The organism is Roseibium sp. FZY0029 (assembly GCF_036350355.1).
In the GTDB taxonomy this organism is placed as follows: Bacteria; Pseudomonadota; Alphaproteobacteria; order Rhizobiales; family Stappiaceae; genus Roseibium.
In genome coordinates this window covers 1-16667 of the sequence record NZ_JAZDVZ010000011.1, presented here as the reverse complement: position 1 = coordinate 16667, position 16667 = coordinate 1, and the positions used below count along the sequence as shown (strand labels likewise).

12 protein-coding genes are annotated in these 16667 nt (G+C 59.6%); 5 read left to right on the top strand and 7 right to left on the bottom strand.

Annotated elements, in window-relative coordinates; genetic code table 11:
• Position 1 precedes the first annotated feature (1 nt).
• The 7 genes from V1T76_RS25435 to V1T76_RS29065 form a co-directional block, all read right to left on the bottom strand.
• Positions 2-1195 (bottom strand): M24 family metallopeptidase, encoded by a 1194-nt coding sequence (locus tag V1T76_RS25435; RefSeq protein WP_330563485.1) that lies wholly within the window; start codon positions 1193-1195, stop codon positions 2-4.
• Positions 1192-2049, bottom strand: coding sequence for an ABC transporter permease (locus V1T76_RS25430; RefSeq protein ID WP_148584035.1), 858 nt, complete (start codon positions 2047-2049; stop codon positions 1192-1194). The genes V1T76_RS25435 and V1T76_RS25430 overlap by 4 nt, the downstream gene beginning before the upstream one ends.
• Before the next feature lie 11 nt (positions 2050-2060).
• Entirely contained in the window at positions 2061-2981 is a 921-nt protein-coding gene (locus tag V1T76_RS25425; RefSeq protein ID WP_330563484.1) for an ABC transporter permease, read from the bottom strand.
• The gene (locus V1T76_RS25420; RefSeq protein WP_330563483.1) at positions 2978-3847 is read right to left on the bottom strand and encodes an alpha/beta fold hydrolase; all 870 of its coding nucleotides are present in this window, start codon (positions 3845-3847) and stop codon (positions 2978-2980) included. The genes V1T76_RS25425 and V1T76_RS25420 overlap by 4 nt, the downstream gene beginning before the upstream one ends.
• A complete protein-coding gene (locus V1T76_RS25415; protein ID WP_330563482.1) occupies positions 3844-5301 on the bottom strand; it encodes an NAD(P)/FAD-dependent oxidoreductase in 1458 nt (485 codons plus the stop codon). Before V1T76_RS25415 ends, V1T76_RS25420 begins: the two co-directional genes overlap by 4 nt.
• A gap of 2 nt (positions 5302-5303) precedes the next feature.
• Positions 5304-6245: a LysR family transcriptional regulator gene (locus V1T76_RS25410; RefSeq protein ID WP_148584031.1), complete on the bottom strand. Its 942-nt coding sequence runs from the start codon at positions 6243-6245 to the stop codon at positions 5304-5306.
• A 287-nt stretch (positions 6246-6532) separates the two neighbouring features.
• Entirely contained in the window at positions 6533-7084 is a 552-nt protein-coding gene (locus tag V1T76_RS29065; protein ID WP_442970185.1) for a peroxidase-related enzyme, read from the bottom strand.
• 614 nt (positions 7085-7698) lie between these two features.
• On the opposite strand from V1T76_RS29065, the gene V1T76_RS25400 reads away from it, so the two are divergent.
• The 5 genes from V1T76_RS25400 to V1T76_RS25380 all read left to right on the top strand — a co-directional run.
• Entirely contained in the window at positions 7699-8628 is a 930-nt protein-coding gene (locus V1T76_RS25400) for a LysR family transcriptional regulator (RefSeq protein WP_330563480.1), read from the top strand.
• 1327 nt (positions 8629-9955) lie between these two features.
• Complete coding sequence (locus V1T76_RS25395) at positions 9956-11551, top strand: ABC transporter transmembrane domain-containing protein (RefSeq protein WP_330563479.1); 1596 nt, start codon at positions 9956-9958, stop codon at positions 11549-11551.
• Complete coding sequence (locus V1T76_RS25390; RefSeq protein WP_330563478.1) at positions 11548-13518, top strand: ATP-binding cassette domain-containing protein; 1971 nt, start codon at positions 11548-11550, stop codon at positions 13516-13518. Before V1T76_RS25395 ends, V1T76_RS25390 begins: the two co-directional genes overlap by 4 nt.
• Positions 13515-14888 carry an HlyD family type I secretion periplasmic adaptor subunit gene (locus V1T76_RS25385; RefSeq protein WP_330563477.1) on the top strand — a complete coding sequence of 458 codons (1374 nt, stop codon included), beginning with the start codon at positions 13515-13517 and terminating at the stop codon, positions 14886-14888. The genes V1T76_RS25390 and V1T76_RS25385 overlap by 4 nt, the downstream gene beginning before the upstream one ends.
• Positions 14889-14899: 11 nt before the next feature.
• Positions 14900-16667: VCBS domain-containing protein (locus V1T76_RS25380; protein ID WP_330563476.1), on the top strand; the 1768-nt coding region annotated here is incomplete at its 3' end.

Here is a 16667-nt window from a genome sequence, read left to right as displayed (position 1 = left end):
GTCAGACCTCGATATAGCCGCCACGCGATTTCGTCAGGAACTCGTGGCCATCTTCGGTGATCAGGATCGTGTCTGAAATCTGAGTGGCCACGCCCTGGTCGGGGACGCGCAAGTTGGGTTCCAGAGTGAAAAGAATGCCCGGCTCGAGAATGACGTCGGACTTGCCATCGATGGAGAAGTGCTCATGCGCACCGATACCAATCGTATGACCGATACGGCCGGGGATATTGGCGTCATAGCCCGCCTTCACCAGACCAGCCTTGGTGATCTCGTAAAGTTCGGCAAGGCGCGTGCCCGGCTTCATCACCGGGGCAATCTGCTCGCGGATCGAGAGGATGGTTTCGAGTGCGCGCCGACGCTTTTCAGGCAAAGCCCCGATGCCGACAGTGCGCTCGTTTTCGGCGTGAATACCGTTGGCGACAGCCCAGATGAAGATTGCGCATGTCTCACCCTGCTCAGGCTTGCGCGCAATGGAATTGTCGCAGTTGCGGAACATGCGCTCGCCGGAAAGCACCCAGGTGGCAAGGCCGTTGACCATGCCGCCTTCTAGCCCACCGAAATCCGCGACTTCGATGCTGTCGGGCAGGTTCTTTGTCCAGTGATTGTTCATGGCCATCTGCGAGGCCGTATGGGCGTCGCGCTCCGTGCCGCCTGCCGCCAGCGCTGCAATGGCGGCCTCCATGCCGCGGTCGGCGAGATCGGCAGCAACCCGGGCCATTTCAATCTCGTCCGGGTCCTTGACCAGACGGCAACGGTCGATCAGCTTGGAGCTGTCCTGCAACCTGGCATTCGGTACCAAACCCTGGACCTGCTGCCAGCGCGCGATTGGCGTGCTGTCTGCTTCCAGCCCGATGGTGGCATTTTCCAGCCCCTTCTCACCGAGGATCTTCTGCAGGGCTTCCGGCCAGGTCGGGCCCATGGTCTTCGTTGTCGACCACACGCCATACGCACGCGTATCCTCAACGAAGCCCTCGTCCCGGCCGTGCGCATCGCGCAGAGCATGAACCAGCAGGGTCGGCTCACCATTGGCCGGCAGGATCATCACCACCGGATGCGAGTAGAGCACCGGGTTGAAGCCGGACATATAGAAAGTGTGCTCGGGTTTGAAGGAGACCAGCGCATCGATGCCCTTCTCGGCCATCGCTGCCTTGAGGCGTGCGATGCGGGGGCGGGGGGCTGTGGTTTCGAGGCTCATTTGGCGCTCCGGGTTTTGGGGTCGAAATAGTCGCGCAGCCAGTCACCGAAGAGGTTTACCGACAGCACGGTCAGCACGATGGCGAGACCGGGGAAAGTCACAGCCCACCATGCCGAGGAGAGGTAGACGCGGCCGTCCGCCAGCATGCGGCCCCAGGACGGGGTCGGCGGCTGAACGCCGAGACCGAGAAAGGACAGGGCGGCATCCATGATGATGATGCGGGCAAGTTCCAGCGTGCCGACGACCAGGGCAGGTGTCATGACGTTCGGCAGAATGTGCAGGAACATGATCCGCAAGGTCGACGCCCCGATGGCATGGGCAGACTGCACAAACTCACGCTCCCTGAGGCTGAGGACCTGGGCACGAATGATGCGCGCATATCGGATCCAGGAGGTCAGGGCCAGCACCAGCACCACATTCTGGATTGAAGGGCCGAGGGCCGCGACAATCAGAAGCGCAAGAAGCATCAGGGGAATGGCCAGTTGGATGTCGACCAGCCGCATCAGCAACTTGTCGACGAACCCGCCTTTGTAACCGGCAAGAATACCCAGGATCGTGCCGACGATGCCTCCAAGCACCACTGCGGTGCAGGCAACCATCAACGTCATGCGGGAGCCGAAGATCAGGCGCGAGAGAATGTCGCGTCCCACCTCGTCTGTTCCCAGCGGGTGGGCTCCAGGGCTGAAGAGACCATCCCAGGTCGGGCCGGCGAGCCGCGCGCGCAGGTCACCGCGGGTCGGGTCCGGCAGGTGCAGCATTGGCGCCAACAGGGCCAGGGCAACGATGATCACCAGCAGCACCGCGCCAAACAGACCCGCCTTCGAACTCGTGAGATCCTTGAAGAAATGTTTCATGGTCCGGCTCCTCAGCGATTGGCGCGAATACGCGGGTCGAGCACGCCATAGAGCAGGTCGACGAGGAAGTTGATGAGAACGAAGATCGTGGCGATGAGCGTGATACCGGCCTGAATGACCGGGAAGTCCTTGGCCTCGATGGCCTGAATGATCAGCCGTCCGATGCCCGGCCAGGAAAAGACGGTTTCCGTCACAACCGAACCGCCCAGAAGTTCACCGGTCAAAATGGCGGTCATGGTCACGACGGGGATGAGGGCGTTGCGCGCCACATGCCAGAAGAACACTGTGTGCCGCAGCAAACCCTTGGCCTTGGCCGTGCGAATATAATCTTCCTTCAGGATTTCCAGCATTGAGGATCGCAGCAAGCGGGCGATCGAAGCGGAAACGAAGACCGCCAGAGTGAAGGCCGGCAGGACCAGGTGGGCAAGCGTTCCATACCCTCCGGTCGGCAGCCAGCCGAGGTTCACCGCAAAGAAGAGGATCAGCATGATCCCCAGCCAGAAAACCGGGGTAGCCTGTCCCAACAGCGCCACGGCCATTACGACAAGCTCAATCGCCTTGCCGCGCCTCAGGGCCGCGATGGACCCAGCGACGGCACCGATGAGAAGTCCGATGACAATGGCACTGATCGCCAGTTCAGCGGTCGCCGGCAGCCGCTCCAGAACCACCTGCATTGCACCACGGCCATGCTGGAAAGATGTACCGAAGTCGCCCTGGACCACATTCACAAGGAAATGGCCATATTGCGCTATCAGGGACTGATCCAGCCCGAGCTGTACACGAAGGGCCTGAATATCGGCTTCGGACGCGCCGATGGGCAGCAGCAGGGCTGCCGGATCGCCAAGGACGCGGGTGACGAAGAAAACAATCGTCACGACACCCCATACGGCCAACAGGGATTCAGCCAGTCTTCGGAGAATGAAACCGGTCATGTGCTACCACCCTCCAGGAATGTACGGATCCGCGTCAGGACCTCATCGTTCTTCTCGAGGTGGCAGGAATGATTGGCGCCCGGCACGAGCCAGCGTTCGGCATTCGGGCAGAGTTCGGCAATCAACCCGGTCTGGCTCGGCGGACAGATCCAGTCCTTCTCCCCGCAGAAGGCGAGGGTGGGGACGGTCATGTCCCTGAGCTGCTCACGCAGGTCGTATTCCTTTTCACGGAACATCTCGTTGTGGGTCTCGGCGTGCAGATGCATGGTCCGAGTTCGCTCCAACGCGCTGTTGGGGTCGAAAACCTCGTAGTAGAGCGGCTGCAGGGCAAACCAGATCAAACGGAATTCGGTGTCGTCCTGAATGGTGGTGCCGAACAGCTTGTCGATCATTTCCGCAGACGCGGATGGCACCTTGTCGATCCGTGCCTTGAAGGTCTCGATGGCCTCTGCTTCGTGATGGTGGCTCGGAGCGGTGCCGCGCAGGATCAGCCTGCTGAGATGGTTCTGATAGTGAACCGCATAGGTCAGGGCAATCATCCCTCCAAAGCTGCCGCCCTGCAGGATGATTTTACCGTCGTCGCCACAGAAATGACGGCGGAAGGCTTCCACATCATCTGCGTACTGACGGAAGTTCATTGGGTAGGCGATTTCGCTCAGACCGCAGCCACGCTGATCAAAGGCTATGACCCGGTATCTGTCGGCAAGGGCGGAATAGGCCGCCCACTCGCCGAGATAGTCCCCCGCTCCGCGTCCACCGTGAAGAAGGATGATGGTCTCCTCATTGTGCTCACCGGCCATGCAGTAGCGGAAACGGCATCCGTTCAGGGTGATATAGTCTTCACGCCCGGAAGTTTTCGACGTCATTTCACGGCTTCCATCAGGCTTGGAGTGGAATCCACCCATTCATCCCCCTGCAACTCGGGAACGTCATAGGCCTGCAGACCCGCAAAATGGATCTCGACGTCGGCCGCGAAGACCTCGGAAACGATGCCACGCATCAATCGATCCGCACCCGCTGAAATGGCCGGAATATCGCCGGAAAGCTTCCCGTGGGACAGCATCGCTGCATCATTGAAGCAATGGATACGCGCCAGCATCGGGCAGCTGCCCGGGTCCTTTTCAAGAAACTCATAGGCATCCCCCAGATAGGGCGCATCGACCATGAAGGGCTTGGCAGAGCCCATCGACGGTTCGTAGACACCATCCTTCCAGGTCTTGATCTGGCCGGAGAAGGAAGCAAATTCCGGGCGGCCCGTGAAATCGTTGCGGAAGCCGGTTGCCGCAATCACGAAGTCCATCTCGAAATCGGCATGGGGCGTCTTGACGATGACATGATCACCAGCCTCGATCACGTCCTCTACCGGGCACCCCAGGAAGGTGCGCGCATTTGCATGTTTTGTGACACGCAAAGTCGAGGTGTGAGGAGGCGGCACCTGTTGATCGTTGACGTAGTCGTTGAAGCGATACTTCCAGGCGTCAGGCAGATGGCGCATTCCATGCACGACCCCCTGACTGCTGATCCCGGTCATCTTGTTCACCCGGGGCAAGTCCTTGCGACGGATCAACATGTCAACGCTTGCAGCCCCTGCTTCCAGGGCCGTCGCCGCATTGTCCATGGCGGAAGCACCTGCACCGATAACGGCCACACGCTTGCCCTGTAGGGACCCAAAGTTGATTTCGTCGGCACTATGCGCCCAGAACCGGCGATCCACCTTTTCCAGGAACCCCGGGACAGCGCCGCCGCCGAGCCCCGAACGGCCCGTGGCAAGGACCAGGTGACGGCAATATTCGGTGCGCGGTCCCTCGGCATCCAGGAGGCTCACGGCAATCAGATCGTCTCCGGCATCCAGGACACCGGTCACCCGGGTTTCATTGATGACCGGCAGCTTCAGTGCAGATCGATACCAGCGCAGGTAATCCATCCACATGCCCTTCGGGATCTTGCCGAGAGCATCGAATTCCTTCTCGCCCCATTGCGCCTCGAACCAGGCGCGAAACGTCAAAGCCGGGAGGCCGAGGGCCGGCCCGGCAAGCGTCTTCGGCGAGCGCAGGGTGTTCATGCGGGCAAAGGTTTCCCAGGGACCTTCAAAACCTTCCGGAGCTGCGTCATAGAGGACAATGTTGTCCACGCCGGACAGCATCAGACGTGCGGCTGCCGTCAGCCCACACATGCCGGCGCCGACGAAGATCACGTCACGCACTCGCTGCCCATCCTTCGTCCGAGCCGGAACCCAGGACTTGGAAGGCATTTCAAGGAGGCTCAAATCCTTGGCAAGACGGGCTTCAAGGCCAGCAATGCCGGCGAGGTCATGTGTCATTTTCAGTCTCTGGTATTGGAAGGGAGTGGGCCGTCGATGCGGCGGACTTGAGGGATGAGATCAAACAGGGTCGCTTCGCACAGGTCGAAGAATTCCTTGGTGTCGCGCGCCCCTGCGAGACCTGCTGCGGCGAAGAAGCCGATCGAGAAATCGATCTGCTCCACCAACGACCGCAGGATGACGCCCGACGGCCGCATGCCGTGGGCGGTAATCGGCTCGACGATGGCCGTGGCTCCGGTCAGACGCGTGAACTGCAACGCCGAAACGGAGGAATTTACGCGGATCGCGCGTTCAGGATGCACACTGGCCTTATCGAGAGCCTGCAGAATGCGGCCCTGAAGACGCGTCTGATCCAGCATCGTCACCACCGTGTTGGTGGCAACCTGGGTCAGGGATACGGGAACGTTCTCGGGAAATTCAGCTGCACGCGACTCGGGAAGCGCAACGACAAGCGGCGCAGAAAAGACGCGCTCGGCCGTCACGCCGGGCACATCAAGCGGCAAGGAAGACAAACCGATCCGTGCATTCCCGCTCAAGAGATCCTGCGCCACCGTGTTGGGCGCCGCCTGCATCAGCCGGATTTCTTTTGGGCGATCCGCCTCCGGCCAGCGCTCAAGAACGTGAGGAACCAATCCGGTGCCCAACGCGGAAGTTGCCGAAATCGACATGGGCAATGCCGAACCCTTCGCACGGGCGAGCGTACGAGCAGGCAGATCTTCAAACATCGCCAGAAGGCGGCGGGCTTCTTCCTCGAAAGCGACCCCTTCGGCGGTCAGCGAAATGCGGCGCCCCACTCTTTCGGTGAGCGCGAAGCCGAGGCTGCTTTCAAGGTCCTGAAGGCAGCGCGTCACTGATGGTTGTGACCGATCCAGCAGTTCGGCTGCCTGGGTCACATTTCCGGTTTCAGCGACTTTCAGAAAGGTTTGCAGATCTCTTTTGTTCATGACCTGATGTTTTCTGAATTGATCGATGGAATCAATTCAAAAATGACATAGATCAATTCCCGAGACCTAAAAGCAAATAATTTGAGCGTTATGATGCTGAAATAGGCATGATAAAAAGCTTATTATGCTAAAAAATGCGCCCTAACTTCTCCTCACCGGCCATCAGTTGCAGCCCGATGGGTGAAACGACGCTTCTTCTTGCCCCTGATCAGGCACGAAAAACCCCATCCGGCAGCCACGCTTGAAACGCGGAAGCCAAGATGGGGTCAGAGTTGCCGGGTCTGCCGTTAGCTGGAATGACCCAGCGGATGCATCAAGCGATTGGCCCAGCCGAAAATGGCAATGGAATGCACCAGGTCCTGAATCTCGGCATCATCCAAGCCGACCCTTTTCAGCCGCTGGATATGGCTGGTATCAGCAAGAGGAGGCGTTGCCGTCAGGGCCTCGGCAAAATCCATGATTGTTCCGTCACGCACGGAAAGAGCGTCACGCCTTCCGGCATAAAGAGCCGAGGTCGTCGCCGTGCCACTCAGGCGCGCATGCTGTCGCGCGTGGACGTTCGCGCAATATTGGCACCCGTTGACGAGCGACGCCCCCAGCGCACCAAGTTCCCGATCCGCACGGTTCAGGCCACCGTCAGCGTACATGATGGCGTTGAAAAGAACTGTCCGGGCTACATAGCTGTCAGGATCGTGCGCCAGAGTGCGCACATAGGGCGAAACCTTCTTGGCCGAGGGAGTGACCTTCATTGCCTCGAGTTGGCGCGGCGTGGCATCCGCGATCTCCACCGGTGGCAAATAGGGCGTCCAGGTCAGCGGTTTCAGATTAATCTGAGGAATTCCGTCTGTTTCACTCGAACCCGGTTCGACCTGTTCCAGCACATCCGTTTTCCCGGCCAGCAAATTGAGGCCATGCACCACACGTATCTGGTAGCATGCATAGGCAAGCAGTTCCGACAGGGCGATGATCTGTGGCACGCTGTAACCGGCGTCCTGAAGAGACTGCAGATGCTGTGGCCCCGAAGTCACCGGTTCGCGCGCAATCATGTCCGCATGCCGCGCCAAGACCGCAAGTGCTGGATCCGACGGCATTTCGCCCGAGGCCAAAGCCTTCAGATCCGCCGTCCCCGGCGCGGGATAGGTCTCCAGCAGCAGGACATTTTCTGCGGTTGCTACCACCCGGCGCCCAAGGGCAGCGCGCAAGTCGGATGACAAGCCGAGATCTTCCTCGGGGAACAAGACAGCATCACGGCAGGTCTCTATCCCCTCTACGAACGCGGGACGCCTGGCATTCAGGGCGTCCAGAACACGGCCGTCGATCACGACCAGAGCGGCAGAAGATGTTGTCATAACAGGACTTTCCACATGGCGAATACGGCATTGGCATGCTAAGAATGCCAATAACGCATGATAGAGGCTTCTTTATCATGCTTTCTGATCATGCAGGCGCAATCATGTCAAATGGAAATAATGAAACTCTCGGCATTCGCGAACTGGAAGTTTTTGTGTCCGTTATGGCAACAGGCTCAATGACAGGTGCCGCACGACAGCTCGGGATCGGGCAACCGGCCGTGACCCGCATGGTACGCGACCTTGAGGCAACCATCGGCTTCGAGCTCTTCCGCCGAAACGGCCCGCGTATTTCGCCGACGTCCAAAGGCGTGCAGTTCTTTGAAGACGCCCGGCAGCTTCTCGCCTCCTTCGAGCAGGTCACGCAACGCGCGACCAGCCTGCGCGAGGGGCGAATACAATCGCTTGCACTGGTGGCGAACCCCGCTATGGCTGCGGGTTTGGTACCGGGAATGCTGGCAGCGCTTGAGCGTCACTCAGGTCTGCCGCCGAAGGTCAGCCTGCAGACAATGGATGCGGAACACCTGGCCCAAGTGCTGCTTTCCGGGGCAGTGGACTACGGCGCTTGTGCCATGCCGCTGTCTCATTCCGATCTCGATTGTCTCTGCGTGGCGCGCGCCGGACTGGTGGCCGTTCTCCCGCCGGACCTGCCGACAGAACCGCTGGACGTCACGCTTTTTCGCCAGTATCGGCTGTTGTCGTTGGGGAATTCCTATCGAATTCGGCATGCGATAAACGCGCACTTGGCCAAACACGGGGTCGAACCGGTGGCCGAACTTGTCACCAACAGTTCCCTCAACGCCATTCGGGCCGCCACCGAAGGCCTGGGTATTGCGCTGGTCGATTGTGTCTCGGCCCGCGGGATCGCTGTCGCTGGGGCCCGGATCGTGCCGTTGGTCGAACAGATTCCCTACGAATGGGGGCTTTTCCGTCGAACCGGCACAGGCCTGCCGGAACTGGAAGATACGTTGCTGGAAAGCTTCTGCAACGTGTCCAGGGAGCTTGGCGCGGAGATCACCTTCCTGTCCAAATAGGAGGGACCATTTGTTTCGAACGGTGTGGAGCGACAAATGCTTTCAGAATCAAGTTCACGAAGCAGAAATTCAGCCCGGTCAGGTCGGCGGAAACAGGGAAACCTGTAAGGGGAGGGGTGTTGCCCTCCAGATGTCGGCACTGCGGAATTGGCTGATCTTGGCTAGATGTCCCTGTAGCTGATCAAATGATCCCCACTCTCTCGACCAGTTTCTCTCAGTTCTGCCGATTCAACTGCGGAGTGCTCGACAAAGATTTCGGTTTCGCTCGAAAGCCCAGCTAATTCCGAACTGAACGCAGAAATGCGACTTGCTTCATCGCGCGGAAACTTGGGGTACCCGGCGACAGAATATTGACAAACACACGGATCTTTCAACGCGGACTTGACGCGAGCTCAGCAAGGGTCATCGCGCCGCAACTCGAAAAACCGAAATGGACCTTCGGTTGAATCGACGGAAGGAAATGCAGGGGTTTCGGAGCGCCACCTTTAGTCCGGCGAACGAAGATGGTCAGCAATCGCTGCCAGGCTGATTGGCAGATCCGCGATCAACTTGGACGGAAAACGCGCTGACGGAAATTGTATTGAGCGTCCGCAAGAACGGCACAGCACAACCTGCCACCGTCCGCTTTGTTTTATGTCTGCGATGGGTTCCATATCCTCAGGGGCCGTTGGTGGCGGGAAATCTGTTCTTGTTATGCTCTCGTCCCGAAAGCGTGTTTTGAAAACCATCCATCAACGCGAGCGTCATTATTTCCGAACGCCTTTGCACGCGGACCTGTGAGGCGAAACAGCTTCGGGTCTGGTACTGGCTGGAGCCATCAATGGCTGCAATGTGCTGCTAACTGGGACGTTCTCTTTGGTCGGAACGAACGACCGAAAAGGGGCCTGGAGCCGACTATCCGGTGCTAATTGGTGCGTTTGCGGAAGCTCGCGTTCCCCGGATAGCTGTTAAAGCACATTGACCGAAAGAAGTCTGTCGGCTGCCGGGGGCAGGATTGTCCAAGCGGACAGCTGGAGACTTGATACCGGCCAAGACCATAGACTCTAATTACTGAACTTCAATAAGTAAGAGCTATTAAATCTTCAAAGAAGAATTCGAAATAATATTTTTTAAATAAAATTTGAAAATATTTCAATATTCGAATGTGGATATTTCAAAGCTATCTAGTATAAAATCATATTGTAATTTTTACTTACGAATTTAGTCTTGAGTTACGTTAAGTAAAATTTCACGTAGAACATTTAGGTTCTGCGGGTTGTAGGTTTGGGTCCAGTGCCGAGCCCTGACTGAAAATTGCCTCGTTCCTTCGTCACAGAAGTCAAGTTTCATGACCACGCGACTCTGGCTCATTGTTCTCTCCCTGATCTCGAACATTCTGGCGCTTGCCCTTCCGCTGGCACTCATTCAGGTCTATGACCGGATCCTTGCCAATCAGGCTGTTGGGACTGCAATCGTCATCTTTACGGCCGTGGCCCTCGCCATTCTCATGGATGGACTGGTCAAATACGCACGCGCCGCCATTCTCGGGCGCCTTGCCGCCAAGGCCGAATACGAGCTCTCCCTGAAGACTGCTGAAAAGCTGCTGACGATCGACGCGAAAAAGCTCGCCGGTTTCAGCCCGGGGCGCATTCGCGAACTGTTTACGGCCATCAACAGATCCAACGATGTTCTCGTGGGTCAGTCGACGCTCGCCCTTTTCGACGCGCCCTTCGCCGTCACGTTTCTTGTGTTGGTCTGGTTCCTTGGAGGGCCCACGGTTTTCGGACCGCTGGCGGTACTTCTTGTCTTTGGTGCCCTCGCGCTCTACGCCGGCTTCCGACAAGCACGCGCCGGCGTGAGACTGTTCGAGGCATCCGCGGACCAGACGTCCCTGATCATGAATGATCGGGAGCGGATCGACCGGATTGTCGAGCGAGGAGATCTGGGCGATTTCGCCGGCGAATTGCGCCATTACGAGAAACAGAAGGCCGCAGCGCAGGAAGTCGTCGAAAGCAACCTGGCTGCCGCGCTCAACCTGAGCCAGACCGGCGGGCTTGCAACGACGGTCCTGGTTCTCGGGGTCGGGTCGCTTGTTGTCCTCGCAGGCGACATGACAACCGGTGGGCTCGCGGCCTGCCTCATTCTCGGTCAAAGAGGCGTCGCCGGCCTGCTCGGCCTCATCAGCGCGATGGCGCGGCACCGGGTCTCGGCGTCCGCATTCAGAACCATTGAGGACCTGCTTTCGCTGCCATCGACGTCCTCCCTGGACCTCCCGTCGCACAAGGGCAAGGAGGTTCCCGGGCTGCGCTTTCGGGTCGACGGCCAGCTCCACGATGTGCGTCCCGGCCGGTGCCTGGTCGTCAGACCGGCCGATGCGCAGCAGGGAAAACTACTCTTTCAGGAACTTGTGCGCGCCGTGGAGAGCGGCAGGCCGGAAACCGCGGGAAATCTTGATAACGTGGAACTGGTCGCGTCCGATGGCGAACCGATGCCGTCGCACCAGGGCCATGTCTCGGTCTGCGATGCCGCGCTGACTGTCTTCAACGGCACGATACTTGAGAACATGACGGCCTTTAACAGCGACGCAACGGGGCGCGCACTCTGGCTGTCGGAACGACTTGGCCTCGACGCTGCCATCGGCCGCCTGCGGGAGGGGCTGGAAACGCCGCTGTCGCCGGGGCTCGGTGTTCCGCTTTCCGACGGCCATCTTCGGCGCCTTATGATTGTCCGGGCCTTGTCAGGACAGCCGAAGCTACTTTTGCTTCGCAATCCCTCGCTCTATCTGGATGCGCGTGGCACGGAGCTGCTTGCCGCGCTGCTGAAAGACCTTGCGGGCGAGACGACCGTCGTCGTGTTCGAGGATGCCGGCGGCTTGGTCCGACACTTTGAAACGGTCGAGGACCTGGTCTGCCTGCCGCCGCAAAAGACGGAAGCTGCCGCATGAACGTCCAGACCAAACTGGCCAGGGATAAGTCGACGCCTGCCACAGAAGAGACAGGCACTGCGAGACGGGAGACCAACCTGGAAAGCATCCTGCACAGCGCATTGACCGACCTCGGTTGGCGGCGGTCCCATGACGTCCTGCTTGCAGCGACACCACGTGAAACCGGTGTTGCCACACTTGACGAGGCTGCGATGGTGCTCGACCTCATCGACGTGGGCGCAAGTGTCGAAGCACGAGTTCCGGCTGCCTGGCGCAGCGGCCTTGATGGCGCCCTGCTGGTTCAGGACAAGACGGGCGTCCATGCCCTCGTGCGCAAGGATACCCGTCTGACCGCGTCCTCATCCGCAAACCTTACCCACGAGCAGGTTGTGCGCCGGATCAACCATGCCGGTAAGATGCTCTTCGTCCACGACCCGGAGCATTCCGTTGCAACCGTTCACGCAACGACCATCCGGACCCGGATAAACAAGGTTGCCGTTACGGCGCTGTTTCTGTCCCTCGTCCTGAACCTCCTGGCGCTTTTCATTCCGTTCTTTTCGATGGCGATCTTCGACCGGGTCCTGGGCGCACAGGCATCGCAAAGCCTGGTGCCGCTTCTTACCGGAGCAAGCGTCGTTCTTCTGGCAATCCTGGTTCTGCGAAGCACGCGTTCCCGAATCCTTGCAGCAGAATATGCGAGGCTCGTTGCAACAACCCGGCTCATATCGCTGTCGCGTATCCTGCGCCTGCCGCAAATGGTCCGCCAGCGGCTCGGCTTTGACCGGCTCCAAAACCGTTTGCAGACAACTTCACTGAGCGCAGAAGTGTTCGCCGCCCAGAACACTGCGGCAATCTTTGACGCGCCGTTCGTCCCGCTGTCGATCTTTGCAATCGCGTTTGTCGGAGGGTGGATGGCCGTGGTGCCCGCTGTTTATCTTACGCTTTTCTTTGCATTGAGCTGGATTTTGAGCGAAGCGAGACAGGGCCTCGACCCACAGCTTGAAAACGCGAATGCAAAACGCGTGGAAGCGCTTACGGAACTGAGCGACAAGGCGGCGGACATCCAGAGCATCGATCATGGCTCTGCCTGGTTCGCCAGGTTTGCATCCATCGCCCGGCGGGCAGCCTTTGCAAAACACAGGCAGGCACAGCGATCCGCGGCTCTTCAATCGCTTGCCTATGTGCTTGGCACCGGCGCAGCGCTGACAACCCTTTGTATCGGCATCGCCCTTGCCATGTCCGGGACGATCACCGCCGGGGCGCTTGTCGGCACGATGCTGCTGACCTGGCGCGTGACCGGTCCTTCCCAGGCCTTTTTCCTGGCCATGCCGAGGCTCAAGGCCATTCGCAAGGCCGTTTCGGGCCTGGAGCAGTCGATTTCGATGGGAGCGCCGCAGGCGCAGCCAGCGGCGCTCGAAAGACTGGAGACCGGAGCACCGGAAATCAGTGGCAAGGGTCTGTTCTTCAAGTACGACCAGAATGCGGACCCGGCCCTGACCGGCATTTCCTTCGATTGCGCTCCCGGCAGCTTCACCATTGTCATGGGCCCGAACGGATCCGGAAAATCGACGTTCCTGAAGATGGTCGCCGGTCTTGTTTCGCCGCAGTCGGGTCGTCTTTCGATCAACGGACGATCGGTGACCCAATATGATGCGGATGACCTGGCGCGATCCACCTGCCTGCTTCGTCTTGAAGCCTCCGACAGCGCGATGTGGCGTTCCCAGGAAACCCATGAAGTCGTGGCCAAAAGTCACCTGATCCTGCTGGATGACAGCAGCGGCCCTGCCGCTACCAGGGACCGTTCCGACCTGCTTCAGGTGCTGACGGCTCTGAAAGGCAAGGCGACGATCCTGTTCGCGACGCACGACACGGCCTTCGCCGAACTCGCTGACAACGCCCTTATTCTGGACGAAGGCAGCATGGCTTATTTCGGCCCTGTCACGCCCCCCGGCCTATCCCCTTCACCGTCCGAGGAGACAAGCTTATGAAACCCTCCAATGCGGGTGACCGGTTTGAACTGAATGACGGCAAGGCCGTCAGGCTGACCAATGTCGCCGCCGCTGCCATCGGCGTTTCGCTTGCGGCTTTCGTTGCCTGGTCGGTTCTGACACCGATCGATGAGGTGGCAAAGGCGCGTGGTGTGGTCGAACCGGTCTCCGAGGTACAGCAGCTTCAGTCCGAACATGGCGGAGCCCTGGCATCCGTTCTGGTGCGCAAGGGCGATGTTGTTTCCCAAGGTGACACTATCGCCGTCTTTGACCATGAGGAAGTGCGCTCCGAACTGCGCGAGACGCAAGACAAGGCACTGGCCCTGTCGCTTGAAAAGGAGCGTCTACTGGCGCTGGTCGAAAACCGTGAACCGGATTTCAACACAGCCTCCGGCGCCGCTCTTGCCCCTGTAAACCTCCTCGAGGTCAATACCCAGACGGAGGCCGTGCCTCACCATGACATTGCCGCAGTAAGGGAGTTGATCGCCCGGGAAGAAGCCGCTCTGGACGCCCGAAAAGCGTTTCTGGACAATGAGAGACAGGTGATCCGGCGCCAGATTTCGGAAAAAAACGCTGATCTCGAGGCGATTTTCCATGAGCGGCCGGCTGTCGAACGACAACTGGCCGTCGCAAAGGAATTGACCACGACGCTTCACGGGCTGGTCGACCGGGGATTGGCGCCACGTCCCAGGCTGGTTGAGGCCGTCCAGGAAGAAGCACGCTACGAGTACGAATTGGCGACCCTGTCGGGCCGGAAGGCGGTTATCGAGGCTGAAATCACCGAGCTGCGTGAGGCGATGGAGCGGGTCGATCTGAACGAGGCTGCTGACGCGCGCGACCGGATCGCCGAAATAAATGGTGAACGCCGTGTTTTGGATGAGCAAATTGTACGTTTGCGCCAAAGGGTTCTTGCCACGGAACTCAAGAGCCCGGTGTCCGGTTATGTGCAGTCTGTGCCGGACACGGTCGTCGGCCGGGTGATCGAAGCAGGCGGTCTTGTTGCCGAGATTGTCCCGCGTGATGTCGGCCTTCGGTTCGCAGCTCAGCTGCAGCCACGCGACGTCGGTTTTGTCTCCACCGGACAGCCGGCGAGGCTCAAGATCGACGCATTCGATTTCAGCCGCTACGGCGCACTCGAAGGCAATGTTCTGGAGGTATCTCCGACGACAATCGTGGATGAGCGCGGCACCGCCTATTACGAGGTCCTGGTCGATATCCCGGTCACCTTTTTCCGCGACAATCCGGAACAGTTTGCCTTGCTCCCCGGAATGACCGGAGAAGTTGACGTTCTCACCGGCAAGAAAACTGTCTTCGAATACATCTGGAAGCCGATCTATACCAACCTGGATCTGGCCTTGAGCGAACGGTAGGAGTAAACGCCATGGCTGATCAGGCGGGCAGCAAGGCTTCACACAAGGACAAAGAGCTTCCTTCGGAGGAGATCAAGGACGCCAGAAAAGTTCAGTCCGAAGAGGGATTTGGCTGGACCGTCGACGCCGACGACCTGGAAGGACACCCAGCCACGCAGCCGGATGACGGAGCGGGATCTTTCACCGACCCCGGAGAGCGGCCTGCACCCGGTACGTTAACCGAACACCCCCAACACCCCACAGGGACGCCGCCGTCTGCTGCGCCCGTGTCTCCGCCTGCCGAAACTGCTCCGGTCGCATCACACGGCTTGCAAGGTGATCCGGATGCGGGCCCTGCACCCGGTCCGCAAGTTGCTCTAAACCACTCCCCTGACGTGGTTTCACCATCTGGACTTTCCCAGATGGGCACTGTCTCCGGTGCGCCGAGCGGGACAAGAGCAAATGCGGCTCCCGGTCCAGCTGAAAGGGCCACACCGGAAATCCATAGTGGCGGCACGCCGCCGCAAGGCGGACCCCAGACACCGCCACCAACCAGCACCACGCCGCCCTCGGGCGGAACGAACACGTCCTCGATACTGACCGGCACCACGCAGCCTCCAGGCGGAACGCAGACTTCTGGCGGCACGGCAACAGCAGCCAGAATTTCCGGACTGGATACGTCTACCGCGACCGAAGACCACAATGTTGTTGGTGGCAAAATCTCTGCCGGCGGACTTCTGACCGTCACGGATCCCGACGCAGGCGAAGAGAAATTCCAGGCAGTGACCGCTGTTCCGGGCTCAGCCGGTTACGGCAGCTTTTCGATAGATGAGAACGGGCGCTGGACCTACACCGCGGACAACAGCCAGGCGGTCATTCAGGCGCTGAAGCCGAGCGACAGCTTGATCGACAAAATAACCGTGCACAGCGCGGACGGGACAACACATGAACTGCGGGTTGTCATCACCGGCACCAATGACACACCGGTTCTCGGGGCTTCAGTCGCCACGGCGACAGAGGATGGAAAAGCCGTCACAGGCCAGATGTCGGCAACGGATGTGGACACGGGCGATACAAAGAGCTTCTCGGCCGGCCACCCGGTCGACGGCTTCACCATGAACCAGGATGGCTCGTGGAGTTTCGATCCCAGCCATGCGGCCTATCAGCACCTAGCGGCCGGCCAGACACAGCAACTGACCATTCCGGTGACGGTCACCGATAGCGCGGGAGCGACCGACACCCAGAACCTCGTCATCACAGTCAACGGCAGCAATGATGGCCCGGTTGTGTCCGGACCGGTCGATCTGGGCAGCGGAACGGAGGACAAGGCGGTCCAGATCAGCGAGGCGCAGCTTTTGGCGCACGCCACGGACATCGACACGGGCGATACGCTGTCCGTCACAGGATTGAGCGCGAGCCACGGGACCATCACCGGCGATGCAGCGCACGGCTTCACCTTCACGCCGGACCCGAACTACAATGGCCCGGTGACCTTGATTTATCAGGTCACGGACAGTCACGGTGGCACAGTCGCCCAGACGGCTTCCCTGACACTGGCGGCAACGCCGGATGCAGCGGTCATCACCGGCACCGACACGGGTGACATCACCGAGGACCGGAATGTTGGACCGTCATCCGCACATCTCCTCTCGGCCAGCGGGAGCTTGTCCATCCACGATCCGGACGGCACGGCCTTCGACCATTTCCAATCGAGCCGGTTTGGCGAACACGCGGTCTCGGACCCCTTCGGCGGCAGCTTGCATATCGACCGCGCCGGTAACTGGGGCTACGAGGTCGACA

Excerpts from the sequence above, each read along its gene's own strand:
- V1T76_RS25410 (WP_148584031.1), bottom strand. The coding sequence starts at position 6,245 with ATGAACAAAAGAGATCTGCAAACCTTTCTGAAAGTCGCTGAAACCGGA.
- V1T76_RS25420 (WP_330563483.1), bottom strand. The coding sequence starts at position 3,847 with ATGACGTCGAAAACTTCCGGGCGTGAAGACTATATCACCCTGAACGGA.
- V1T76_RS25385 (WP_330563477.1), top strand. The coding sequence starts at position 13,515 with ATGAAACCCTCCAATGCGGGTGACCGGTTTGAACTGAATGACGGCAAG.
- V1T76_RS25415 (WP_330563482.1), bottom strand. The coding sequence starts at position 5,301 with ATGACACATGACCTCGCCGGCATTGCTGGCCTTGAAGCCCGTCTTGCC.
- V1T76_RS25435 (WP_330563485.1), bottom strand. The coding sequence starts at position 1,195 with ATGAGCCTCGAAACCACAGCCCCCCGCCCCCGCATCGCACGCCTCAAG.
- V1T76_RS25395 (WP_330563479.1), top strand. The coding sequence starts at position 9,956 with ATGACCACGCGACTCTGGCTCATTGTTCTCTCCCTGATCTCGAACATT.
- V1T76_RS25430 (WP_148584035.1), bottom strand. The coding sequence starts at position 2,049 with ATGAAACATTTCTTCAAGGATCTCACGAGTTCGAAGGCGGGTCTGTTT.
- V1T76_RS25390 (WP_330563478.1), top strand. The coding sequence starts at position 11,548 with ATGAACGTCCAGACCAAACTGGCCAGGGATAAGTCGACGCCTGCCACA.
- V1T76_RS25400 (WP_330563480.1), top strand. The coding sequence starts at position 7,699 with ATGTCAAATGGAAATAATGAAACTCTCGGCATTCGCGAACTGGAAGTT.
- V1T76_RS25425 (WP_330563484.1), bottom strand. The coding sequence starts at position 2,981 with ATGACCGGTTTCATTCTCCGAAGACTGGCTGAATCCCTGTTGGCCGTA.